Genomic DNA, 23,423 nt, shown 5'->3' with positions numbered 1-23,423 from the left:
GTTCAATGGATGTGTGGAGCTATGAATAACACGCCGGTGCATGAAGGTGCATCATCATTCCGGTCTGCGTGATTGTGATGTCCCATCATGCGTTGACAGACCGGCATTCCATATATGGAGGATCCATGTCGCGATAATATTGAAGGAGGAACGGTCATGCCCCCAGAAACGATCGGCATCATGTTCGATTCACGCATGTACCGGGGGATACCGGCCGGAAGGACCGGTCAGGAATCGCTCGCGAATTATGAGCAGGCAGCGGCCTGTTATGGATTAACGCCTTGCTTTTTGCGGCTTGAAGATGTGGATTCGGAGATGAAGACCTGTTTGGCATATGTCAAAAAGGATGGCGTTTACGTTCGTCAAAAAATGCCTCTGCCTCCCGTTATCCATAATCGGGCTCTCCAGCTTCGCCGGGCAGATCAGCATCAGGTGACCAAGCTGCTGCTGCAGGGCATACAGGTATTTAACGTTCGGAATCGGTATCGCAAGGATCATATTCATGACATGCTGCACCAGGATCCTGCACTGAAGAAACATCTCCCTTATGCGGCCAAAGCTACGCCGGAGTCTCTGGCTTATATGATGGAACATTATAATGACTTGATCATCAAACCGTGCAGCGGCAGTATCGGACACGGTATCATGCGTTTGTATAAACGAGACGGGGATTGGAAATTGACGTGCCAGACCAGGGCTTCCCGCAAAGGATGGGCAACCTTCCGGCTCAGTAGGGGACAACTGCCCTCCGCTACCTTAAGACGTATTTTTCGCCATGCATATCTCATTGAGGAACGGATTCCACTGGTTCGTTACGAAGGAAGACCCGTAGATCTGCGTGTATCTGTACAGCGGGGAATTGACGGTCTATGGGGCATCACGGGCATGTTTGCCAAGGCAGCACCAACCCACACCTTTGTCACCAACATTGCTCAAGGGGGCAAGGTGATGACCTTGGCAGAAGCTTTGGATGAAGAAGAACTGGGACTCAGCATTCCAGAGCTCGAAGCCCGGATCAGTTCAGTTGGACTCCGAATCGCACGCACACTGGCTTCCAGTCTTCCGCATCTTGCCGACCTGGGTCTTGATCTGGGGATTGCCAGAAACGGACAGATTTACTTCATCGAATGTAATGGACGGGACCAGCGCTACGGTTTTCGCAAGGCGGGAATGCCCGAGCACTGGAAGGCCAGCTACCGTGAGCCCATGGCATATGGACGTCTGCTGATGGAGCAAAATTCGCAGATTCCACGTCAGCCGCAAACCTACCGTAAGTACCCATATTGATTTCGCTGGCATTCTGTGTCAATATTATGCAGAACGGCCGGTCCTGCCGGCCTTGAAGTTCGCACTAACCCTAAGGGGGATATTCATGGCAAAAACGCTGTTGCGGTTAATGACCGAGCTTTCTTCTCGCAAATGGATCTCCCGGACCGTGGGAGCCTTCTCCAAGAGCAGGGGAAGCAAGGCATTTATCCCTTATTTTGTCCGGACCTACAACATCCCTGTTCAGGAAGCCGAGAAAGACTGGAAGGAATATCGTTCATTGAATGATTTCTTCACCCGCAAATTAAAGCCGGGCATGCGCCCGCTGGATCTTTCGGAACATGCACTCATCAGCCCCGTCGATGCCAAAATCACGGCAGCCGGGCCGGTATCTGCAGGCACACTCCTGAATGTTAAGGGACAAAATTATACACTTGCTGAATTATTAAACCACTCACCACATCTGGAGAAGTACAAGCACGGTTATGCATTCGTCCTGTACCTCAGCCCTCGTGACTATCACCGGATCCATGCACCCGTTAACGGGCACAGAATCGAAAGTGAGCATATCAAGGGAAAGGTTTACCCTGTAAATGATTTTGGTCTGACTCATATGAAGTCGGTGCTAAGTCGAAACGAACGTCTGATTACGTATATCGGTCATGCTTATGGAGAAGTCGCTGTCGTCAAAGTCGGCGCCATGAACGTAAGCAGCATTCAGTACGCGGATACGGCAGCAACTACTTGGGCACAAGGGGATGACCTGGCTTATTTTGAATTCGGTTCCACTGTGGTACTGCTGACGCAGAGCGGCACATTTGAACCTGATCCCAGCCTCCAGCCGGGTGATTCCGTCAAAATGGGTACACTGCTTGGCCGCCTGAAGCCAAATCGCTGAATACTCCAGATCCAAATAAAGAGGATGGCGCAAGACCTGATTGCAGGTGCTTGCGTCATCCTCTTTAGGTTTGAAACATGATCGTTCCACGGTAGTCACTGGAGATTCCTTATATACATTCAATACGAAACATCGCTCCGTATGTATGGGTCCTCTGACTTTTCTTCAAAACCACACGTCCTGCAGTTCCTCCGCCGGTTTGAAGCGACGCAGACGGTTCCGGAAAATATTGCATCCCTTCATAGAGCATCCCCGGTTGCGGATCCGCCGTTTTCCGTTCATCACAAGTTCCCCCTTTATTTTCGTCTGGAATGCTACTTACTTACCCCTGGCCTCCAGACTTGAAACGTTACCCTGATCTCATGCATCGTACCTAACGAATCTCGGAAGGACTTTTGCCGGTGTATTGCTTGAACTGACGACTGAAGAAAAAGATATCCCGATACCCGAGGGCATCCGCGACCTCGGTTACATTCATGCCCGTATGCACCAGCAAATGTTCTGCGCGCTCAATGCGCATGCGAATAATATACGACTGGACAGAAGAGCCGATTAATTCCTTGAATTTGATGGAGAAGTATCGGGGCGACAAGCCCGCACGTGCAGCCAGATCCTCTACCCGATGGGTAATCCCCGGATGCTGGCGTACATAATTCGCCACTTCCTGAATGACATCCGACAATTGGTTGCTGACCCTTTTCTCCACAGGTGATTCCGTATCCGCACGCAGCAAATGAATCATCAGCTGTTTCAAAATAAGCCGACTCTCCTCGTCCCGCCCATATACATCGGATAGGAACAGTCTTACATACCGGGCCAGCAAATGTTCGAATTCCACCGTTTCCAGTACCTCACGATAAGACTGGGGAACATCATTCACAGGTATATCTACATCAAAATGAATATACGTAAGTACCAACGGTTTTTGCTTATTATGTGTTGCAGTAGGATGGTCACCTGGTCTGAACAGGAAACAGCTGCCCTTGCCGACCTCATACGACCGATCATTCAGCACAACGGTCCCTTCCCCACTCCATACATAAAATAAGTCATAGTTTTGCATCGGTTTTTCCCGCTTCTGCCACTTCCATCCCGGTTCGCAGACAATTTTGGCGACGGCGGGCAAAATAACAAAAGATGACGGCGATGCCTGCAGCATGTCGCCACTCCCCCTTGAAAGTTAATCTCTCCGCATGTTGCATCATCATTGAATTCCAATCGCTTATAGATCGCTTACGGTTAACAGACCTTAGAATTAGAAAACTATCCTTTCGGTTCAGCCTGTCCCTAAACTCAGCACGTTTCCTGGAATCTGATGCAAAGTGCTTGTATGTGATTTCTGCTCCTCCCGGAGTGAAATGTCTTCATCCATTATACAGCGAATTTCAGTGAAACGAAAATGTACTCTTCTCCCATGCCAGCCGCAGTCTTCTGATGCCTTCCGTGATCTCCTCTTTCTCCAGATGTGCAAAGCCAAAACAAACAGCTGGAGGACCGGGGATCAGTTGATAACGCTCGGCATCCCGAAATAACACACCTTCTTGCTTTGCTATCGTTTTGAATTTCAGAAAGCCGTCCGGACTGCCATTCCAGGTCGCGTAGATGTGAAGCCCTGCATCTCCTGGCTGCATGGTGAATGCCTCTGGTAACTGATGAACCATCTCCTGGACAAAAAAGGCATGCCGTTCCCCGTATAGCCGGGTTAACCGTCTCAAATGCCGCAGATATCCGCCCCTGCTCATGAATTTGGCCAAGGCTCGCTGTTCCAATAACGCAGGGGGTACCGGCTCATATAGGGCTTTCGCTGCAAGGAGTGGCTGCACCAGACCTGGTGGCAGGACCGCATAGCCCAGCCGGAAGGAAGCAATCATGGTCTGTGAGAATGATCCGACATAGATCACCCTCTGCTCGCGATCCAATACTTTAAGCGGTTCAATCGGTCTGCCTCCCCAGCGAAATTCACTGTCGTAGTCGTCTTCAATAATGACGGCGTTGCGCTTGGAGGCCCAGGCTAGCAGCGTTTTGCGTCTATCCAGTCCTAACACCGCCCCAGTCGGGAACTGCCGGGTTGGGGTAACGAACAGCGTCTGGGCGTTCCAATCTTCGGGGATGATGCCCTGCGAATCTACAGCTGCCGGGACAGCTCTACCCCCACAGGCGTTCACCGCATGCGCGATTCCCTGGTACCCCGGATTTTCCAATATGACCTGTGCCCCTTCCGGGATCAGCAGCTGTGCCAGCAATGTGATGCCTTGCATCGAACCACTGAACAGTACAATCTGGGATGCATCCGCCTGAATCCCCCGTGTCCATCTTAGATGTGAAGCGATGGCCTCACGCAGTTCAGGGTCTCCTGCTGCACCACTTTGCTCCCGCCAATCGCTTCGGTGTACAGCGGCGAGTGCGCTTTTCCATTCCGATGTGGGGAAGTGGCCTGCAGGCATGCGATGGACATGAAAATCGATGATATGGCGATCCTGAACAGAGACAGATTCCGTTCTTTTTTGGGTATCCAGTCTGCTCACGCGTTCTCCCCATGGAGAGAGCTGAATGACTGCTTCCTGTTCCCCTTGTTCCTCTATCCTAAATGCGCCTTTAACGAATGTACCTCTGCCCCGATGTGCCTCTACGTAACCATCCGCGAGCAGCATGTCATATACCTGTGCCACAGATCCGCGCGACATGTCATACTGGCTCGCGAGTTCTCGCGTGGAAGGAAGACGTGTCCCTTCCACGAGTGTTCCCGCATGGATGGCATCGCGCAAGGCATGATACAGTGCCGTGTATTTATAACGATGCTGGTGCTCATAGGAATCCAAGGGCAGCCACAGTTCCATGACTCTCGCTCCCCTCTCTTTCATATTTTCAACCCATATGGCGGTGCCTCTTACTCCAAGTTCATTGTATTCCCCATCTTTCACCTCAGTAATTGGCCTATAAAAATGAATGTAAATTGGATCTATTTTTATGTCAATGCATGTTTTATCGTTAGAGCAACATTTAGAATGCCATTCAAGTTCAGATTAATCACAACCAAGGGGGAAAACTATATGAGACGCAAAGAATTTACAGTGGATGAAGAGAAAGAAATTACTGCATTTCTGGATCAGTGCTCCTTCGGATTTCTGGGAACCGTCAGTCCGGATGGACAACCAAGGGTAACACCACTCAATTTCGTCTATATGGACGGATGCTTCTACTTCCATGGCAGTCTTGCCGGGGAGAAAATGAAACAGATCAAGCATGATTCCTCGGTCAGCTTTACGGTGGCTGAAGAGTTTTCCCTGATCCCCTCCTATTTCAGTGATCCCGAACTGGCTTGTCCCGCAACCTCCTTTTTCAAAAGTGTCATGGCATCCGGTCAGGCAGAGCCTGTTCAGGATCTGGAAATCAAGGGCAAGGTGCTGCAGCGGTTTATGGAGAAACTTCAGCCGCAGGGTGGATATATCCCCATTGATGCTGCCGATTCCCGGTATACGGGTAGATTAAAGGCTGTTGCTGTTGTTCGAATCGTGCCGGAACATCTCAGTGCCAAGTTCAAATTCGGACAGAATCTCTCCACCGAACGTTTCGAGCATATCAGCGGGCAGCTGGAACAGCGCAATGAGGGAAGAGATGCCGAAACAGCCGAAATGATGCGGGAATATTGTCCTTTTCATCAGCAATAAACAGTATTTTCCTGCCACACCATAGGGAACAACGTGCCTAAATTCCTCCTTTTGACCTCCTGCAACAACGCGGTGAAGTGATATAACTGTCATATTGCGTAATTTCCGTGACGGGGGGATGTCAAGGTGATATAATGTTAGGCAGTTGAATCCCAAAGACTTGGAAGGATGAAAAGAATGAATCCACTGGCTGAACAGTTGAACGAAAGTATTCAGGCAGGCAGCAGTCACGTCTACTCCATGCTGTCGCAGCTCGGCAAAGAGATCTATTTCCCAAAAGAAGGTATCCTGAGTCAGTCTGCTGAAGCAGCAAGCCTGGCCAAGACCTATAATGCTACGATTGGTATTGCTCTGGAGGGCGGTGTGCCGATGCATCTTCCGGTTATTCAGGAGAAGCTGTCTGCATTCCAACCGAAGGACCTCTATCCTTACGCTCCGCCTGCGGGTAAGCCTGAACTGCGGACGGTATGGAGAGACAAGATGCTGAAGGAGACCCCTTCACTTGAAGGCAAAACGTTTGGTAACCCCATTGTTACCAATGCATTGACTCATGGACTCAGTATTGTAGCCGACCTCTTCGTTGAAGAAGGGGACGCTGTTATATATCCGGATAAAAACTGGGAAAATTACGAGCTGACTTTCGGAATTCGTCGACATGGCCAGCTGGTTCATTATCCCCTGTTCGATGACCAACTGAACTTTAATAGTCAAGGACTGCTTGAAGCATTGCTTGCACAGAAGGGCAAAGGCAAAGCCATTGTGCTGCTCAACTTCCCGAACAATCCAACAGGCTACACACCTGGAGGCCAAGAAGCCGATGCAATTGTGGACACCATCCGTCAGGCTGCGGAAGCAGGCGTAGATGTGATTGCCGTCACAGACGATGCCTACTTCGGTCTGTTCTTCGAGGATTCCATTCACGAATCATTGTTTGGCAAATTGGCCAACATTCATCCACGCGTGCTCACTGTCAAAGTGGATGGTGCAACGAAGGAAGAGTTCGTATGGGGCTTCCGCGTTGGTTTCATCACATATGGGCATGAAAATGCTGCGGTTCTGCATGCGCTGGAGCAAAAAACGCTTGGCATTATCCGGGCAACCATCTCCAGTGGTCCGCATCCATCACAGACATTTGTCCTGGATGCACTGAAAGCACCGGAATTCGAAGCGCAGAAACAGGAGAAGTTTGAGATCATGAAAGGCCGTGCGAACAAGGTGAAAGCCATTCTCGATAGCGGCAAATACGGCGATGTCTGGGATTACTATCCGTTCAACTCCGGCTACTTCATGTGTCTGAAGCTAAAAGACGTTGATGCAGAAACACTTCGTTCCCACTTGCTGCACAAGTACGGTGTAGGTACCATTGCACTGGGTGAAGCTGATCTGCGCATCGCCTTCTCCTGTATTGAAGAGTCCGGACTGGAAGATCTGTTTGATACCATCTACCGTGGCATCACCGATCTGAAGCAGGACTGATTCCAGCCAGGCTTCGCTCTTGTAAAAATGAATAACTCAGGACGTGCCTAGGCTTCTGGGCAAGTCCTGTAATATAAACAGCCCTCTATCCATTGACGTGTACACTACGTCCCATAGAGGGCTGTTTGGCATGTTTTCTTTTCAGCGGCAGAAGCTCTGCCTCACCTGTAATATTTATTTCTAAATGATTCCGGGCAGTGGCCCAATCAGCAGAAACCCAGGGCACATAGTATACGGTGTACGCAAGGGCGTGCCAAATACCACTCGAAAGGGGAATGACCCATGTCTGGAGTTGAAGAAACAAGAGGCGGTTATGGATACGGTTATGGATGCGGCGGTTTCGGAGGATTTACAAATACAGGTGCGATTCTCGTCCTGTTCATCTTGCTCGTAATCATCACCAAATCATTCCTCTGTTAGTACCATCCTTCTCTACGCGTGAGAGCCAAATAGGTTAACCGCAGCAAAAAAGACGGTTATTTGGGGACTCAGCCCCAACATAACCGTCTTTTTCGTGATTGACGATTTTCATAACACTCTCGCTGCCGGAGTTCATCTTCTCCAGTCCACGTTTGCAGCAATAAGGTCAAGTCACTCGTCTTCTTCTTCCTTCAACCATTTGTTGCCCTGTGAACGCCTCATGAGGTAGATCACCAGCGCGCCGAGCACCAGCGCTATTCCCGTAACACTCAATCCACTTATTCCGGCAGTCCACATCGGAAGCCACATCAATAGAGCAGCAATAGCATGCAGATTGAAGATGAATCCGAGCACCTGGGAACGGCGGCTCTCTGCAGAGATGGGATAGATCATGATCCAGAAGGATTCACCATGACTGCGGCGTAATGCGCCAAGCTGAACACCAACCAGCAGAAGGAAGAACAGATATACCCCTACGCCAAAGTAACTTCCCGCTGTCCACCAGCTGAGCAGCATGCCCAGTACGATCAATCGCAGCACAATCGTGAACACTTCGGTTCGAATGAATGTTTTGGTAATGAGATAGCGATAGGCTTTCCCTGCATTCCAGGGTAGTCCGCTTCCCCATTTACTGAGCCAGCGGCGAGCACTTACTTTCTGGCCGGATGACGGCACATCCACGAACCAGCCTAGCGTCCGCATGACCCGACCGGCCTGGCCCTGCTCCACCTGAATCAGACGTTCCCATGCAACCCGGTGTTTCATCGGGATGCGCAGTGCGACCACATAGAGGGCCGCCAGCAGCAACAGGAACCAGACACTACGCAGTGGAGGCTGCCACAACCAAGCGGCAATCGCCAGTATAGACAGTGCCCAGCGCAGCAAACGATAGGCTCTGGCCGCCCCGGTCTGAACCATTCGCAGCTCCTGCCAGGCGCCGTAGCTCGCCAGTCCTTTCCAGAGGAGCAAAAGCACGATAAACCAGCCAAATGGCCTTGCATCCTGGTCTGCACGAACATAGAGAGGCCACAGCGTAACAAATACGAGCAGCATGCCGAGACTTTTGTAGATAATTCCCCGGGCAAAACTGTTCTTCAGGTACTCCTGCATCCGGTACTCCTGAGGTCTCAGAAATACGATATCAGCAGGATGCAGATATGTACGATAACTGCTGAACAGGACTAGCGGTGCCAGCAACAGCAAGGCAATCCAGCGAATTGGAAATCCTGCAGGTATGTTTTGTACAAATGAGGTGTACCAGGCAGAGAATGCAATGACGAGAAAGAGAAAGACCATGGCCACGCCACTCTGTATGACATAGCCCAGATAAGGAAGAATTCCGTTCCAGAATCCCGTGCGTCTTTGCTTCCATAACAGCTTGAGGTCCATGCTTAATCCCTGCCCTGCACAAGAGAATAGAACATGTGCTCCAGCGCCGCATCCGAATCTCCGAACTGGGTGCGCATCTCATTCAATGTTCCGTGAGCGATAACCTGACCCCGATGCAATACTACAAAGCGATCACAGTAGTTTTCAATCGTGGACAGAATGTGCGAACTCAACAATATGGATGATCCGGATGCCTTCATTTCCAACATGAAATCCAGCAAAGAACGAATTCCGAGCGGGTCGAGCCCGAGGAACGGTTCATCAATAATGTAGAGCGGGGGCCCCGCAACAAAAGCACACATGATCATCACCTTCTGCCGCATCCCTTTGGACAGATGGGTCGACAGGCTTGTGCTTTTCTCCCTCATGCGGAACAGGTCCAGCAATTTCTCCGTACGGTGTTTGAAATCCGCTTCGGATACGCCATATGCTCTGGCTGTGAACTCCAGATGTTCCATTACGGTCATCTCGTCATACAATTCGGGTGACTCCGGCACAAAAGCCATCGCTGATTGATAGATCTGCGCGTCCTCGTCCCGCTTCTTGCCCATGACCCGAACCTCCCCTTGCTGGGGAGTCATCAAGCCTAAAATATGTTTCATTGTCGTACTTTTTCCGGCACCGTTTAATCCGATCAGTCCGACCATCTCTCCGCGTCCAACTTCGAGATCGATACCGTGGAGAACCGGCCGTTTGGCACTATATCCTCCGCTTAACCCGCTGATTTTAAGTACGGGCGTTTGTCCGTTATCCATCAATCCCTGCACCTCTTTCGTCAGGTGTTATTCTTCGGAACGCGGTGTGTTTCCCTTGCTCCATTTGGGTGCACCCTTATTTTTACGATCCTGGTCCCGCTCTGTTCTTCCAGCATTGCGAGCAGGCTTGCTGTCTGCTGTACGCTGATTCGACACAGCAGCTCTTGCTCCGCCGTTACGGCCTGCCTGGCCTGGCTTGCGGTCTCGGGACGGTCCCGGTTTTCTCGAGAAAGAATGGCCTTCAGGCCGGGTGTCCGGACGCGGATCAGCTTCAAGTACTTTGCCGCCGAACAACACGCGTTCCGGCAATTCAATGCCAAGTTCACGCGCGAATTTGCGCATGATGAAGATTTGCGTTTCATCCACGATGGACAGCACAATTCCGCTGCGTCCCATTCGTCCTGTGCGTCCCGCACGGTGAACATAGTGCTCCGAGTCAAAAGCAGGGTCATAGTTGATGACCATTGGCAAGCCTTCAATATCCAATCCTCTTGCCGCGACTTCACTGGCAATCAGCAATTTGATTTTGCCATTGCGAAACGCAGAAAGTACGTTGCTCCGCGTAACTTTGTCCGCATCACCATACAATGCAGCAGCAGTAAGGCCCAGATGGTTCATTTTGGCCTCTACCTCGCCGATGTCTTCTGTAGCGTTCACAAACACGATGGCACGATCAGGATTATACTGCCTAACCAGACGGCGCAGCATATCGATTTTGTTGCGGGTTTCTTCCACAAAATAATAATGCTCCAGTCCCGCAGCAGTTGCCCGGTCCGGTTCGATTCCGATCTGGACAGGTTCCTTCATCTCACGCTTGGCAAGTCCAGCAGTGTGCTCATCAATGGTCGCAGACAGGAAAATCAGCTGACGGTCACGCAGTGCACTGCGAAGCACAAACTCTACATCACTTACGCCACCCAGCTGGAATACCTGGTCAGCCTCATCAATGACAATCGTGGAAACGTTGTGCATTTTCAGCTTTTTCAGCGTAATCAGTTCCTTCAGTCGTCCAGGCGTGCCCACAACCAGCTCGGGATGCTCACGCAATTTCTCGATCTGGCGTTTGACAGCTGCGCCTCCAATGAGGCCAAGTACGCCGATGCTGCGTCCCTCTCCATATCGCTGTGCTTCGCGCACGATCTGCATGGCCAGTTCTTGGGTAGGCGCTATAATAAGCTTTTGTGTACCTTTAACATCACTTTTGATGGATTGCAGCAATGGCAGAAGATAAGCAAGCGTTTTGCCTGTACCCGTCTGGGATTTCGCGACCACATCCCGGCCTTCCAAGATAACGGGTATGGTCTGGGCCTGTACCGGAGAAGGTTCGTTGATCCCGTGCGAAGCGAGTATCGCCTCCAGATCCTGTGCCACGCCTATTGAAGCAAATGTTTCATTCGTCATGTATGTCCATCCTTTAATTTTATTCTTACGATGCTACTTCCAGCTTGTACTTATGAAGCATAAGCCTGTCATCACATTATCTTTCATTATATGCGAAAAAAGGCTGTGGACCAAATCTTATTCGGTAACACTCTGCCTGGGCGCAAAAAAAAGAAAAGCCCCTCGGCGGAGCTTTTCTCTTATTCCCTATATGATGCTCAGGCTGCTGCATTTCTACTTCTGGTTCATGACCCCATGCGACAGCCGGTCAGCGAGTCGCGGAAACAGCTGATACAGCCATATGCCAGCGGAAGCGAGTCTTGGCAGATTCACTTCTTCCTTGCGTTTCTTCATCGCCCGGATCATATGCCCCGCAACCTCTTCCGGTTTGAGCATCATCCAGCGCACGTTGTTAACGTAATTCCCGGATGGATCTGCACGATGAAAAAACGGCGTATCAATGGGACCCGGATTAATGGTCGTAACCGTCACTCCGGTTTTACGCAGCTCCTGACGCAAAGCATTGCTGAATCCAAGTACGGCATGTTTGGTGGCTGTATAGGATGCGGATTTCGCAGTCCCAATTTTGCCAGCCATGGAGGCCACATTCACGATCTGTCCCTTGCCACGTTCCAGCATGTGCGGCAGCACTGCCTTCGTACAGCGAACAATTCCCATGTAATTGACGTCCATCATATCTTCGAATTCCTGCACCGTCATTTCCGTCATTGCGGCAAACTTTCCGTAACCTGCATTGTTCAGCAAAATATCGATTCGTCCATACTTTTCCAGCATCATGTTAAACGCTGTCTGTACTTGCTCATCATTGGTTACATCCAGCGTAAGCAGCTCATGCGGCCCTTTTAATGAAGCACCAATCTGTTCAAGCTTGTCCCGAGATCGGGCAGCAAGAATGGGAATAGCTCCTTCTTCAATCAGCATCTGTGCACAGAGCGCACCAATTCCGCTCGACGCACCTGTGATGAATACAACCTGATCTTTCAGCATACCCGAAGTCCTCCCGTAATGAACACATTTGCCTGTTCAGGCTATGGTTCTATTCTACGAGATCATGACCTGAATATCCATCTCGCCAATTCCGTCCATCAGCAGTGGAATACTCAATGCCTTCGTTGCATTAAATTCAGTCAAATGTTCGGACTTCAACACTTGCGGAGGCGTGATGTCCACCACGACACCCTGGTTGGACAGGATCGTGCTCGCATTGCCGCTAATCATGTTGCCCAGTTCCGAGATGGCGCTTTTACTCATTTCATCCATTTCGGTAATTACAAAACCGCCCATCATGGCGGAGACAATTCGCAGTGCAACTTGTTCCTGAATTCCGAAAACAATGTTTCCGCTCAGCTGGCCGGTCATTCCGATCACGATCCAAACATGGTCTGCTATGTACTCTACGTTCTTCACGCCAAGACTCCCGGTGGAAGGCGAAACCTGGATGAGTTGTTCGAATACGTTGCGTGCGGATTCCAGGAAAGGATTAATTACTTCCGCTTTCACTGTCTAATGTCCCCCTTACACTGGGTTATTGGTCACATACCAAAAGTCCCATATTCAATAATTTTATTATACTTTATCACGTACAAGAATTCACTATGAATTCGGTAAGACATGTGTACTATAATTTATCGTCATGCACGGGGCAATAGTTTATAGCTGTTTTTGACGAAATAACAGAACTCTGCACCCCTTTTGTAGGAAGACTTTTGATTCAATTCGAGGTGCATTAAGATTTAGGACTTTTTTACTGTGTTTTAACAAATGTAATTTTTTTAAAAATCTTGATATTAAGTTTAATTGACGCTCATGTATTCTTCTTCAACCCCACGTGTCTCCTTCATTGCCCTGCCGTCTCGAATCACCTATAATTTAAGATAACAAACCAAAAAAAAGTTACGGATTCCATTCCTCACAGGAACACTCCATGACACGACATCTTACCCGCAAGGAGGCCATACATGAATATCAGCCAACTGGAGACGCTGATTACGATCTCAAAAACGATGAGTTTCCGCAAAGCGGGAGAACTTCTGAACCTAACCCAGCCTGCCGTCTCGGCCCAGATTAAAAGTCTGGAGGATGAATTCAACACTGTTCTTGTAGATCGTAACCAACCTGTTACTTTAACTGATCGCGGACAAGTGTTTTTGGAGCATGCCAAGCGCATGCTAGATATCGTTGACGAACTGAAGCAGAAGCTGTCCGATCTCGATGAAACGCCTCAAGGCCATATCGTACTGGGCACGACAACCTCCATTGCGATTCAGATTCTCCCACGGGTGCTATCCTACTTCCAAGATCAGTTCCCATTGATCAAAACCAGTATTCAGTCCCTGCCTTCCTCACAGATCTATACGCAGGTCGAAAATGGGTTGATTGACGTTGGTATCGGTTATCTCACCGAGCGCAATCCCAATCTGAACACCTCTGTTCTCTATTACGACACATTCGAACTTGTTGTGTCTCCTGCTCATCCCCTTGCGAAGCAGAAGCATGCCGCGGTGGATGTGCTGCGCAGCACCCCTCTGATTATGCTGTCGCCAGATACGGTTGGGAGAAGGTTTACGGAGGGCATTTTCAAAAAACATGGCATTGAGCCCAATATTGTGATGGAATTGTCGAGCAGTGAGGAAGTCAAACGGATGGTCGAGATCAACCTCGGAGCGGCCGTGATATCCAAGCAATCCGTCGCACATGAACTGCGTCAGGGTACACTTCGGATGATTCCGCTAAGTGAACTTGAGGTCAGTCATCCTGTAGGCGTCATTTACAAATCCAGTCGTTATCTTAATTCGGCCATGCATCAATTCCTGAGCGACCTGAAAGGCATGCCGGAAACCCAATTTATCAGTTCAGAATGACAAACAAGGCAGGAGAAAGGAAGGATCATTCATGAAATTCGATCTTCATACGCATCATTTCCGCTGTGGTCATGCAGATGGCAACATTCGGGAATACATCGAAGCTGGCATTCAGGCTGGTCTTCAGGCCATTGGAATCTCCGATCACACGCCCTATTTCGCCAGTAAGGAAGAGCAAGCATTCCCCCGCATTGCGATGGCCAAGTCCGAATTGCGCCATTACGTGGAAGAGGTTCTTGCACTGAAAGAGGAATACGCTGGGAAAATTGACGTGCTGCTTGGCATCGAATCCGATTATTTCCCTCTCCATGCCGAGTTGTATCGGAGTACGCTGGGACAGCATCCTTTTGACTATATCATTGGTTCGGTTCACCATACGGAGGATGTCAGTATTTTTAACAAAACCCGGTGGAAGGGACTCAGTGAAGCACGGAAAATCGAAGTGAAGGAACGCTACTACTCATTGATTTCACAGTCTGCCCGGAGTGGCATGTTCCAGATTCTTGGACACATTGATGCCATGAAAGGCAATTATCCTGCATTCTCCGAGATTGTGGCTGATCATGCCATTGATGAAACCTTGCAGATTATTGCGGAGGCGGGTGTGGCTATCGAGATCAACACCTCCGGCAAAACCAAGCTAAGCGGCGGCTGGTATCCCTCTGATGCCATTTTGGAGAGAGCGAATCATTACGGCGTAAAAGTCACCTTCGGATCCGATGCGCACAAGCCTTCGCGTGTAGCGGACGACTTGGAAGACGTTCAGACTCGCCTGAAAGAGATCGGCTTTACGGAATGGGTTTATTTTAAACAGAAACAGATGCAGATTGTTCCCTTGTAACGACAACAGAATAAGAAGCTTGAAACCCTACTGTCTACGGGACGATCCCTATCGTAGGGTTTTTCTTTTGGTCAAAAAAAATGAACCCGCTCGCGGCGGGTCCCAACAGCATATCTATTTATCAAAAAGGGGGTCATGAGATAAGTTTACCCGCTGTCTGTTAGAGTTCAATTGCAGCTATATTTCAATTGTGTAACAAATGATTGAAATTCGATTCAACAGATTTTGCTATTTTATTCTATGTTATTTTTGCTTGTTGGATACCTAGGTTTGCAGACTTTTATCCTTTTGTAATCGCACATGCTCTTCCCGATATAAAGCATAGAATTTGACGTCGAGCAGAGTGTCTTGTGTCTGACCATCCTCTTGGCTCCATCCAAATGAAGGAAGAGTGCGTTCGTACGACATCCCGCTTTTGCGAAGCACCCGTTCGGATGATACATTGGCTTCGTAGCAGCGTGCTTCCACTTTTTGAAGGTTCAGCTCCGTAAAACCAAAGTGCAGCAGGCGCTGTACCGCTTCGGTTGCTACGCCCATACCCCAGCAGGATCTGTTCAGAATATAGCCAATCTGGGCAGTGCCGCTATGCTCATTCCAGTGCTGAAAAGACGTGATGCCAATGATCTGCTCCCTGCCTTTCCAGCAGATGCCGTAATGCAGCGAATCCAGCTTCGAACTGCTGCTCCGGATCTGATTCAGTAGTCGCCGGGCACGAATTGGCGTTGGTTGGCCTCCCCTATTTACATATTGAATGACTTGCGGATCGGAAAACAGTTCCGATAATGTGCTAAAATCACTCTGACGCAAAGATCGAAGCAGCAGTCGGTCTGTCCATAACACAGGAAGTCCTTGGCCCAGCATTTTTCGGGTCAGCATGGCAATCGCTCCTTTTGTCTATCGGGTTCTGGTCCGGTAAGACAAGCAAGCTCTGGGATGATCCGGCTCATGTAAAAATGATGGATAACACTCCGTATTGGTTTTCAAACATTAGTATGTCGATTCATTGCCATTATTTATTCCTCGGCCGAGCTCTGTTCCTGCAGTCCCCGATAGATCCCCGTACGAATCTCCCGGATGTAAAAGTCCAATGACGGTACATTGGCTAGTTGTGCAGCCTGCACTTCACGCTCAATATCATAAGGAACCCGGACAAATTGAAGGTTGAAGGCCTTGTTTCGATCACAGCCACTCTCTCCTTCAAGGATGCAGTAAGAGGCTTGGGTCATATCGAGAGGATTACCTACACTGCCGGTATTAAACAACATTTTCCCATTAAAATGCTGCAAGTAAGCGTTATGCACATCTCCATATCCCACAATATCTGCTCCACCAAGCTCCGGATGATCTGCCGGAGCATCAAACATGGCTATCCTTTTCTCCATTTCGTCCCATGGCTGCACCCGGTGATACACACTCTGCGGCGAGGCGTGCACCAAACGAATAGTGCGCCCACTGAGTTCAAATTGGTGGCTGAAGGGAAGGCTCTTCAAGTATGCAAGCCGTTCTGCTCCTAATCGTGCAGCCTGCCAAGTAAAATTCTCATTATCCTGATTCACCGCAACCAGCTCATCCCAATTGCCCCGGATCACGTATTCGCACGTCTCTCTCACCGAATCAACCACCTGAACCGGATCCGGTCCTTTGCCCACGAGGTCGCCCAGACAAAAGATACGCTCAATCCCGCGACTCCGGATATCACTGAGTACAGCTTCCCAAGCTGTCATGTTGCCATGAATATCGGATACAATCGCAATTCGTTCCATCTGGCCAACCTCCTCGTTCGCTATGTTCGTGTTCCCCTTAATTCAAAAACGGTCAATTCCGGTCTGCACAAAAAACGAATCGGCAGCTGGGTCATGCCAAAACCGCGATTCACATAGACAGGCATACGTGCCTTACCTGCATAATATAACCCCTGAATATACTTGCGTGAACCTCGCGGCGTTGTAACGGCTCCAATCCAAGGGAAACGAACCTGCCCGCCATGGCTATGACCGGATAACTGTAATCCAAATCCGAACGGCTCCGCCATATCGGCATAATCCGGCTCGTGCATCAGCAATAGTTTCCACGTATCGTTGTCCAAACCTTCGATTGCTTCCAAAGGATTCGGCTGGCTTGTAAGAGCATCATCCAGACCTGTTACAGCGATTCGCTCGTTCCCTTGTTTAATGACAGCATGACTGTTGCGAAGCAGCGTAAAGCCGGCTTCCTTGAACATCGCTTCCACTTGTTTCTGCTGTCTGCCCCGGTAATCATGATTCCCCAATACAGCGAATTTGCCATACTTAGCCTGCATGGATGCCAGCACGGGTATACACTCCCGCATCGGTTCGGCTTCCCGTTCCACCATATCTCCGGTAAAACAGATCAGATCCGGCGTCTGCTCCTGTATGGTCTCGGCCAGCTTCTCCATTTCCTTCAGTCCGGTATGAAAGCCTAGATGTGCATCACTAAACTGTACAACACGCAGCCCATCGAATGCCTGCGGGAATCCTGGCAGTTCCAAGGGTACCTGCTTCACTTCCAGACGGCGCGGCTCCCAGAGCCATGCATATCCCCCTGTGAACAAGGCTGCACCTGCCGTCATCACAATCATCCGTAACAGGAAACTGCGCCGGGAGGGATCGTGATCCTTCTCCTCCCCGGGAAAAATGGACCCTTGCTCGGGTCCAGCGTCTGAGCGCCGGGGCGGTGGCCATGAGCTGCCCTTACGCGGTGTCTCTGCCATGTCTTCCCCTCCTTCTCCGCTCTACATGCATCTCTATAGTATACCATATTCTGCATGACGAGCCCGGTTCCTTCGCAATTGCAGAAAAAGAAGCCGTGATCTTCGGCAGCAAGCTGCTGAAGGCCACGACTTCTCCTAATATTGCAGATTCCACATCTGCAAGGGATATCCACGATACTATACGCCCAACCAGCGTTTGAACATATGCTTGGTTGTTTGTTTGTTCATTTCTGCAATGGAAGTTGTCAGCGGGATGCCTTTCGGACAGGAGCGCACACAGTTCTGCGAGTTACCGCAGCCCTCGATTCCTCCATCTTCCATCAGGGCTTCCAAACGATCCTCGGCGTTCATCTCTCCTGTTGGGTGAGCATTGAACAGGCGGACTTGGGAAAGTGCTGCCGGGCCGATAAAGTCTGTTTTTTCATTCACGTTAGGACAAGCTTCCAGACACACACCACATGTCATGCACTTGGAGAGCTCATAAGCCCATTGACGCTTCTTCTCAGGCATCCGTGGACCTGGACCCAGGTCGTAGGTACCGTCAATCGGAATCCAGGCTTTGACCCGTTTCAGGGCATTAAACATCCGGGTGCGGTCAATGACCAGGTCACGTACAACCGGGAATGTTTTCATCGGTTCGATTCGAACCGGCTGTTCCAACTTATCGATCAGAGCAGCACACGCTTGACGTGGCTTACCGTTGATCACCATGGAGCATGCTCCACAGACTTCTTCGAGACAGTTTGATTCCCAGCAGACAGGGGCAATGGACTTGCCGTCTTTGTTAACCGGGTTCCGCTGAATCTCCATCAGGGCACTAATAACATTCATGCCGGGACGGTACGGAAGTTCAAATTCTTCGGTATACGAAGACGACTCCGGGCTGTCCTGACGGGTGATGATAAACTTGACGGTTTTGTTCGCTGTAGCTTGTTCCGCCATATCGTTGTCCCCTCCTTTGGTGACGATGATTGATTGCTGATGCGTAAAGAGACGTTGTATGCACGGTAGACGCTCCGTCAGCGGAATGTCCTTCCGACCGCTGTTGCTCCTCCATTTTACTGAATGAATTATTTATCGGATAAAATGGAGTATCAAAGGCGGACGCTTCGCTTCTTCAGGTCATTTCCGCTTCCTCCGCTACGTCGTGCTGCTGAGTCTCTTTACTGAAAATAGCAATAATTCATTCTGGATTGCTTTAGTCAACCTCTAAAGCTTCGCGAGTGCTTCGCTTCTTCAGTATCTTTCGGGCTATCCTTATAGACGTTTAACTTTAAACTTATAAATTGAAATCTATCCGGCTTTACTTAGTCCTTCGAATAGTCCCGGATCCGTGGTGGAATCAGGGATACGTCAACAGGCTCGTACGAGATTTGCGGGCCTTCCTTCGACCAGCTGGCGATGGTCGTTTTCAGGAACTCCTCATCGTTACGCTCCGTGAATTCCGGTTTGTAGTGTGCCCCGCGGCTTTCGTTACGCAGCAGTGCGCCAAGTGTCATCGCTTCAGCAAGTTCAAGCATGTTCCACAGCTGACGTGTGAATGCTGCACCCGGGTTATTCCAACCGGATGTATCGTACATGTTGATTTTGCCGTAACGCTCTTTCAATTCCTTGATTTTTCCAATAGTGGCTTCAAGTTTATCGTTATAGCGCACAACCGTCATATTGGCTGTCATCCACTCGCCAAGCTCTTTATGAATGACATAGGCATTTTCACTGCCTTGCATTTTCATTATGCTTTCGTACTTATCGCTTTGGCGTTTGGTGTAGCCATCGAATACGGAAGAATTCACATCAGCAGACGATTTTTTAAGTCCTTTGATGTATTCAACCGCTTTTGGACCAGCCACCATACCGCCATAAATCGCAGATACCAGTGAGTTCGCACCCAGACGGTTTGCACCGTGGTATTGATATTCACATTCACCCGCTGCGAACAGGCCTGGAATGTTGGTCATTTGATTGTAGTCCACCCACATGCCGCCCATGGAATAGTGAACTGCCGGGAAGATTTTCATCGGGATTTTGCGTGGGTCATCCCCCATGAACTTCTCGTAAATTTCAATGATACCGCCGAGCTTAACATCCAGCTCCTTCGGATCCTTGTGAGACAGGTCAAGGTAGACCATGTTTTCACCGTTAACTCCAAGTCCCATATCCACACAAACGCTGAAAATCTCACGCGTTGCGATGTCACGAGGAACGAGGTTACCGTAGGAAGGATACTTCTCTTCAAGGAAGTACCATGGCTTACCGTCTTTGTACGTCCAGATCCGGCCGCCTTCACCACGCGCCGATTCGGACATCAGACGAAGCTTGTCATCTCCTGGAATGGCTGTCGGGTGAATCTGAATGAATTCCCCGTTGGCGTAGTTAACGCCTTGCTGGTACACCGCACTTGCAGCTGTACCTGTATTGATAACGGAGTTGGTTGTTTTACCGAAAATGATACCAGGGCCGCCGCTTGCGAGAATAACTGCTTCAGCAGGGAACGTCTGCACCTTCATCGTTTTCAGGTCCTGTGCCACGATTCCACGGCAGATGCCTTCATCGTCTACAACTGCCTGCAGGAACTCCCAGTTCTCATATTTCGTAACGAGACCCGCTGCTTCCCAGCGACGAACCTGCTCATCCAATGCATAGAGCAATTGTTGTCCTGTCGTTGCTCCGGCAAATGCCGTACGGTGATGCTTCGTGCCCCCGAAACGGCGGAAATCAAGCAAACCTTCCGGTGTCCGGTTGAACATAACGCCCATCCGGTCCATCAGGTGGATAATACCAGGTGCTGCTTCACACATGGCTTTAACTGGTGGCTGGTTCGCAAGGAAGTCGCCGCCATACACGGTATCGTCAAAGTGAACCCATGGGGAGTCGCCCTCACCCTTGGTGTTTACCGCTCCGTTAATGCCACCCTGTGCGCATACGGAATGGGATCTTTTTACGGGAACCAATGAAAATAAATGAACATGGACTCCGGCCTCAGCCGATTTGATCGCCGCCATCAACCCCGCGAGACCTCCGCCCACAATAATTACATTAGATGATGCCATTGCTGTTCACTCCCTTATAAGTCAGCATTTATCACAAATGCTTAAATCAGAACTGTCTTAATCGTATCAAGCATCGTTGTTGCCGTTTGGAAATCAATGCTCCGGAAAGCAAACAACGAAGCGATAAACATAATAGCCACAATACCGAACAGACTCATGCACACATAAGAAGATACACGCTGCGCACGCGGTCCAACGGTAATCCCCCAGCTAACCAGGAATGACCATAAGCCGTTAGCAAAGTGGTACGAGGCTGCAACCACACTGATCAGATATAAAATAAACGTTACCGGGTTCATCACGACGTCATGAATGACACCGCCAAGTTCTTCGTGCGTTACATTACCCAATGCAACCTGCACGCGAGTCTCCCAAACGTGCCAGATTACGAAAACAAACGTAATGACACCACTGATCCGCTGCAATGTGTAGCGCCAGTTGCGTTCATTGCCGTAACGTCCGACATTAGGTTTGGCCTGGTAAGCAATGTACAGACCGTATACACCGTGATAGAACAACGGCAACCAGATGAGAACCGTTTCCAAAACAATAACGAGAGGCAGACTGTTCAGGAAGGCAACAGCACCGTCAAAACCTTCTTTGCCGCCTTCAACTGCCGAGAAGTTCGTCACCAGATGCTCAAGAAAAAACAAACTGAGCGGGATGACGCCAAGCAAGGAGTGCAGCTTTCTGGAGTAAAACCCTTTCATAAAATGTCGTTCCCCTTTCGCTAAATACAACGTTTTCATAAAATAATTCGCTTATCATGACACAAACCTTTCCCATGGAAAGGTTCGACAAATTGTTCCGTTTTCATCAGGTGTGAACAACTTGTGTCACAATTCATGTTACTCCTTTTTTTCTTATAATGGAATTGCAATATAATTATTAAATGTTATAACCTATAGGTATAAGAGCTGAAACATCGGACAGGCAGGCATATCGCATTGAAAACGATTTATCAAGGACAACAATCACACCCCATGGAAAAGAGGTTAGTGTTTATGTTCGAGGATTTAAATGCATTTGCGGCAGTCGTGGAGCAATCGAGTCTGAATCGTGCATCCAAATTGCTGAATCTGTCTCAGCCTGCCCTCTCGCGCAAAATTGCGAAACTGGAGGATGAACTAGGGGTATCGCTTTTTCACCGCCGAGGCAAACGCCTTGAATTGACCAGTGTCGGCCAACTTGCCTACACCTTCGCTGTGGAACAAAAGCAGCAGCAGCAGAAGTTTCTGACCATGCTTGCCCAGTATAAGGACGAGGAGCAGAGCGCCATTACGCTTGGAGCGTCCCTGACTACACTACAGACCACCCTCCCCCCTTTGGTCAATGCTTTCATGGAGAAGCATCCCAATGCCGAGATCAAGCTCGTGACCGGGAAAACACATGAGATTGTTTCCTTCGTCCGGGACAAAAAAGCAGACGTTGGCATTGTTGCCTCTTCCATTAATGAAGCCGGGCTGAACTGTGTGCCTCTCTTCGATGATCACCTGGAGCTGGTTGTACCGCTTACGCATCCTTTGTCCGGCAAAGAGGCCGGGATGGAGCACTTGCAGGATCTGCCCATGATCACCTTTTCCAAAGGCACTTGGTATCGCAAGCTGACAGACGATCTGTTTCAGCGCTGTGCCGTCATGCCGGATATTCGCATGGAGATTGATTCGTTTGAAGCCATTGTCCGCCTCCTGCCCACTTGCAAGGCTGCTGCGCTGCTGCCCAAGTCCTATCTCCGTCCCCAGCTGCTTGCAGACAATGATCTCGTCTCCGTGTATTTGCCCCAGCTGCAGCAGACTCGCCGGACCACCTGCATGATCTACGGGGAAAAGGAAGATCTCAGTGAAACGTCCAGACAGTGGGTCAAAGAAACGGCAGCGCTCTTTACAGCAAAGGCGCCGCTGCCCTCCAGGAGGACTACGACGCCTTAATGAATAGATATGAACTTCATTTCGTCTTACCCTTATCGGTATGCCAGGACCGGATCAATCCTCCTGGCTGATTACCTCTTGTTCAAACTGATCAATATCATCATTCATTCCGATAATGACCATGATATCGCCCATCTGAAGCGAGTCCAGGGCAGTCGGAGCGATGATGACTCCGGTCTCCTTCTGCAGCGCCACAATACTGCAGCCGAAGCGTACGCGCGCATTTAGGCTGGACAGTGTTGTATTATGCAGACATGCCGGCACTTTCATTTCCACAATGCTGTAATCATTGGAAAGTTCAATGTAGTCCAGCAGATTCGGGGTCACGAGCTGATGGGCAACCCGAATGCCCATGTCCCGTTCCGGATAAACGACGCGATCAATCCCAAGCTTATCCAGAGCTCGCCCGTGCAAGACGGAAATTGCCTTGGCAACGACCGTTTTCACGCCCAGTTCCTTCAACAGGATTGCGGTAAGAATGCTGGTCTGAATATCGTCACCGATGGCTACGATCCCGCAATCGAAATTACGGATCCCCAGTGAGCGCAGCACTTCCTCATCCGTAGCATCTGCCACAACCGCGTGAGTGACCAGTTCGCTCATGTCTTCGACGACCTCTTCATTTTTATCGATACCAAGCACCTCGTAGCCAAGTTCCATTAATTCCTGTGCCAGACTCGAGCCGAAGCGCCCCAGCCCAATGACCGCAAACTGCTGTCTTTTCATTGTTCTTCACGAA

The 23,423-nt window shown here is 49.7% G+C and carries 22 protein-coding genes; 8 read left to right on the top strand and 14 right to left on the bottom strand.

All coding sequences use genetic code 11. The annotated features are described in order from the left end of the window. The first annotated feature begins 156 nt into the window (after window positions 1-156). Window positions 157-1,287 carry a YheC/YheD family endospore coat-associated protein gene (locus CHH60_RS22860; protein WP_095361313.1) on the top strand — a complete coding sequence of 377 codons (1,131 nt, stop codon included), beginning with the start codon at window positions 157-159 and terminating at the stop codon, window positions 1,285-1,287. Between the two features lie 85 nt (window positions 1,288-1,372). Beyond that, entirely contained in the window at window positions 1,373-2,164 is a 792-nt protein-coding gene (gene asd / locus CHH60_RS22855; RefSeq protein ID WP_095361312.1) for an archaetidylserine decarboxylase, read from the top strand. Window positions 2,165-2,537: 373 nt separating this feature from the next. On the opposite strand, the gene CHH60_RS22850 is transcribed toward asd, so the two are convergent. Together CHH60_RS22850 and pdxR are read right to left on the bottom strand one after the other, a co-directional pair. Next, window positions 2,538-3,323: a helix-turn-helix domain-containing protein gene (locus CHH60_RS22850; RefSeq protein WP_095361311.1), complete on the bottom strand. Its 786-nt coding sequence runs from the start codon at window positions 3,321-3,323 to the stop codon at window positions 2,538-2,540. A 226-nt stretch (window positions 3,324-3,549) separates the two neighbouring features. After that, a complete protein-coding gene (gene pdxR, locus CHH60_RS22845) occupies window positions 3,550-5,001 on the bottom strand; it encodes a MocR-like pyridoxine biosynthesis transcription factor PdxR (protein WP_095361310.1) in 1,452 nt (483 codons plus the stop codon). Between the two features lie 213 nt (window positions 5,002-5,214). On the opposite strand from pdxR, the gene CHH60_RS22840 reads away from it, so the two are divergent. The 3 genes from CHH60_RS22840 to CHH60_RS29940 all read left to right on the top strand — a co-directional run bounded on the left by CHH60_RS22840 (window position 5,215) and on the right by CHH60_RS29940 (window position 7,728). After that, window positions 5,215-5,832 (top strand): pyridoxamine 5'-phosphate oxidase family protein, encoded by a 618-nt coding sequence (locus CHH60_RS22840; protein ID WP_095361309.1) that lies wholly within the window; start codon window positions 5,215-5,217, stop codon window positions 5,830-5,832. Between the two features lie 177 nt (window positions 5,833-6,009). Next, entirely contained in the window at window positions 6,010-7,308 is a 1,299-nt protein-coding gene (locus CHH60_RS22835; RefSeq protein WP_095361308.1) for an aminotransferase class I/II-fold pyridoxal phosphate-dependent enzyme, read from the top strand. Between the two features lie 282 nt (window positions 7,309-7,590). Beyond that, window positions 7,591-7,728: a hypothetical protein gene (locus tag CHH60_RS29940; RefSeq protein ID WP_164764282.1), complete on the top strand. Its 138-nt coding sequence runs from the start codon at window positions 7,591-7,593 to the stop codon at window positions 7,726-7,728. A 171-nt stretch (window positions 7,729-7,899) separates the two neighbouring features. Here the strand turns inward: CHH60_RS29940 and CHH60_RS22830 are convergent, their stop codons facing one another. The 5 genes from CHH60_RS22830 to CHH60_RS22810 form a co-directional block, all read right to left on the bottom strand. Further along, window positions 7,900-9,117 (bottom strand): ABC transporter permease, encoded by a 1,218-nt coding sequence (locus CHH60_RS22830; protein WP_095361307.1) that lies wholly within the window; start codon window positions 9,115-9,117, stop codon window positions 7,900-7,902. A 2-nt stretch (window positions 9,118-9,119) separates the two neighbouring features. Further along, complete coding sequence (locus CHH60_RS22825; RefSeq protein ID WP_095361306.1) at window positions 9,120-9,872, bottom strand: ABC transporter ATP-binding protein; 753 nt, start codon at window positions 9,870-9,872, stop codon at window positions 9,120-9,122. Between the two features lie 27 nt (window positions 9,873-9,899). Beyond that, window positions 9,900-11,273, bottom strand: coding sequence for a DEAD/DEAH box helicase (locus CHH60_RS22820; protein ID WP_095361305.1), 1,374 nt, complete (start codon window positions 11,271-11,273; stop codon window positions 9,900-9,902). Window positions 11,274-11,486: 213 nt separating this feature from the next. Further along, window positions 11,487-12,260, bottom strand: coding sequence for an SDR family NAD(P)-dependent oxidoreductase (locus CHH60_RS22815; RefSeq protein ID WP_095361304.1), 774 nt, complete (start codon window positions 12,258-12,260; stop codon window positions 11,487-11,489). A gap of 54 nt (window positions 12,261-12,314) precedes the next feature. Further along, entirely contained in the window at window positions 12,315-12,773 is a 459-nt protein-coding gene (locus tag CHH60_RS22810) for a chemotaxis protein CheX (protein WP_095292039.1), read from the bottom strand. 458 nt (window positions 12,774-13,231) lie between these two features. On the opposite strand from CHH60_RS22810, the gene CHH60_RS22805 reads away from it, so the two are divergent. Together CHH60_RS22805 and CHH60_RS22800 are read left to right on the top strand one after the other, a co-directional pair. Beyond that, complete coding sequence (locus tag CHH60_RS22805) at window positions 13,232-14,134, top strand: LysR family transcriptional regulator (protein ID WP_095361303.1); 903 nt, start codon at window positions 13,232-13,234, stop codon at window positions 14,132-14,134. Window positions 14,135-14,165: 31 nt separating this feature from the next. Next, complete coding sequence (locus CHH60_RS22800; protein WP_095361302.1) at window positions 14,166-14,975, top strand: histidinol-phosphatase; 810 nt, start codon at window positions 14,166-14,168, stop codon at window positions 14,973-14,975. A gap of 264 nt (window positions 14,976-15,239) precedes the next feature. On the opposite strand, the gene CHH60_RS22795 is transcribed toward CHH60_RS22800, so the two are convergent. The 6 genes from CHH60_RS22795 to CHH60_RS22770 form a co-directional block, all read right to left on the bottom strand. Further along, window positions 15,240-15,851: a GNAT family N-acetyltransferase gene (locus tag CHH60_RS22795; RefSeq protein WP_095361301.1), complete on the bottom strand. Its 612-nt coding sequence runs from the start codon at window positions 15,849-15,851 to the stop codon at window positions 15,240-15,242. 137 nt (window positions 15,852-15,988) lie between these two features. Then, window positions 15,989-16,738, bottom strand: a complete 750-nt coding sequence (locus CHH60_RS22790) for a metallophosphoesterase family protein (RefSeq protein WP_095361300.1) — start codon at window positions 16,736-16,738, stop codon at window positions 15,989-15,991. Window positions 16,739-16,758: 20 nt separating this feature from the next. Further along, a complete protein-coding gene (locus CHH60_RS22785; protein ID WP_095361299.1) occupies window positions 16,759-17,706 on the bottom strand; it encodes a metallophosphoesterase in 948 nt (315 codons plus the stop codon). Window positions 17,707-17,883: 177 nt separating this feature from the next. Beyond that, window positions 17,884-18,648, bottom strand: a complete 765-nt coding sequence (gene sdhB / locus CHH60_RS22780; protein ID WP_095292048.1) for a succinate dehydrogenase iron-sulfur subunit — start codon at window positions 18,646-18,648, stop codon at window positions 17,884-17,886. Between the two features lie 365 nt (window positions 18,649-19,013). Further along, window positions 19,014-20,756 carry a succinate dehydrogenase flavoprotein subunit gene (sdhA, locus tag CHH60_RS22775; protein ID WP_095361298.1) on the bottom strand — a complete coding sequence of 581 codons (1,743 nt, stop codon included), beginning with the start codon at window positions 20,754-20,756 and terminating at the stop codon, window positions 19,014-19,016. Between the two features lie 41 nt (window positions 20,757-20,797). Continuing rightward, window positions 20,798-21,466, bottom strand: a complete 669-nt coding sequence (locus CHH60_RS22770; RefSeq protein WP_095361297.1) for a succinate dehydrogenase cytochrome b558 subunit — start codon at window positions 21,464-21,466, stop codon at window positions 20,798-20,800. Between the two features lie 294 nt (window positions 21,467-21,760). Here CHH60_RS22770 and CHH60_RS22765 point away from each other — a divergent pair, with 294 nt between their 5' ends. Continuing rightward, window positions 21,761-22,684, top strand: coding sequence for a LysR family transcriptional regulator (locus CHH60_RS22765; protein WP_095361296.1), 924 nt, complete (start codon window positions 21,761-21,763; stop codon window positions 22,682-22,684). A gap of 54 nt (window positions 22,685-22,738) precedes the next feature. Here the strand turns inward: CHH60_RS22765 and CHH60_RS22760 are convergent, their stop codons facing one another. Continuing rightward, a complete protein-coding gene (locus tag CHH60_RS22760) occupies window positions 22,739-23,410 on the bottom strand; it encodes a potassium channel family protein (RefSeq protein WP_095361295.1) in 672 nt (223 codons plus the stop codon). Window positions 23,411-23,423: the final 13 nt, after the last annotated feature.

The organism is Paenibacillus sp. 7523-1 (assembly GCF_002276415.1).
Lineage (GTDB): Bacteria > Bacillota > Bacilli > Paenibacillales > Paenibacillaceae > Paenibacillus > Paenibacillus illinoisensis_A.
This window is presented reverse-complemented; position numbering and strand designations above follow the sequence as displayed.

Bases quoted from the DNA above. Each gene is read 5' to 3' on its own strand.
- CHH60_RS22860 (WP_095361313.1), top strand. From the start codon at position 157: ATGCCCCCAGAAACGATCGGCATCATGTTCGATTCACGCATGTACCGG.
- asd (WP_095361312.1), top strand. From the start codon at position 1,373: ATGGCAAAAACGCTGTTGCGGTTAATGACCGAGCTTTCTTCTCGCAAA.
- CHH60_RS22850 (WP_095361311.1), bottom strand. From the start codon at position 3,323: ATGCTGCAGGCATCGCCGTCATCTTTTGTTATTTTGCCCGCCGTCGCC.
- pdxR (WP_095361310.1), bottom strand. From the start codon at position 5,001: ATGGAACTGTGGCTGCCCTTGGATTCCTATGAGCACCAGCATCGTTAT.
- CHH60_RS22840 (WP_095361309.1), top strand. From the start codon at position 5,215: ATGAGACGCAAAGAATTTACAGTGGATGAAGAGAAAGAAATTACTGCA.
- CHH60_RS22835 (WP_095361308.1), top strand. From the start codon at position 6,010: ATGAATCCACTGGCTGAACAGTTGAACGAAAGTATTCAGGCAGGCAGC.
- CHH60_RS29940 (WP_164764282.1), top strand. From the start codon at position 7,591: ATGTCTGGAGTTGAAGAAACAAGAGGCGGTTATGGATACGGTTATGGA.
- CHH60_RS22830 (WP_095361307.1), bottom strand. From the start codon at position 9,117: ATGGACCTCAAGCTGTTATGGAAGCAAAGACGCACGGGATTCTGGAAC.
- CHH60_RS22825 (WP_095361306.1), bottom strand. From the start codon at position 9,872: ATGGATAACGGACAAACGCCCGTACTTAAAATCAGCGGGTTAAGCGGA.
- CHH60_RS22820 (WP_095361305.1), bottom strand. From the start codon at position 11,273: ATGACGAATGAAACATTTGCTTCAATAGGCGTGGCACAGGATCTGGAG.
- CHH60_RS22815 (WP_095361304.1), bottom strand. From the start codon at position 12,260: ATGCTGAAAGATCAGGTTGTATTCATCACAGGTGCGTCGAGCGGAATT.
- CHH60_RS22805 (WP_095361303.1), top strand. From the start codon at position 13,232: ATGAATATCAGCCAACTGGAGACGCTGATTACGATCTCAAAAACGATG.
- CHH60_RS22800 (WP_095361302.1), top strand. From the start codon at position 14,166: ATGAAATTCGATCTTCATACGCATCATTTCCGCTGTGGTCATGCAGAT.
- CHH60_RS22795 (WP_095361301.1), bottom strand. From the start codon at position 15,851: ATGCTGACCCGAAAAATGCTGGGCCAAGGACTTCCTGTGTTATGGACA.
- CHH60_RS22790 (WP_095361300.1), bottom strand. From the start codon at position 16,738: ATGGAACGAATTGCGATTGTATCCGATATTCATGGCAACATGACAGCT.
- CHH60_RS22785 (WP_095361299.1), bottom strand. From the start codon at position 17,706: ATGGCAGAGACACCGCGTAAGGGCAGCTCATGGCCACCGCCCCGGCGC.
- sdhB (WP_095292048.1), bottom strand. From the start codon at position 18,648: ATGGCGGAACAAGCTACAGCGAACAAAACCGTCAAGTTTATCATCACC.
- sdhA (WP_095361298.1), bottom strand. From the start codon at position 20,756: ATGGCATCATCTAATGTAATTATTGTGGGCGGAGGTCTCGCGGGGTTG.
- CHH60_RS22770 (WP_095361297.1), bottom strand. From the start codon at position 21,466: ATGAAAGGGTTTTACTCCAGAAAGCTGCACTCCTTGCTTGGCGTCATC.
- CHH60_RS22765 (WP_095361296.1), top strand. From the start codon at position 21,761: ATGTTCGAGGATTTAAATGCATTTGCGGCAGTCGTGGAGCAATCGAGT.
- CHH60_RS22760 (WP_095361295.1), bottom strand. From the start codon at position 23,410: ATGAAAAGACAGCAGTTTGCGGTCATTGGGCTGGGGCGCTTCGGCTCG.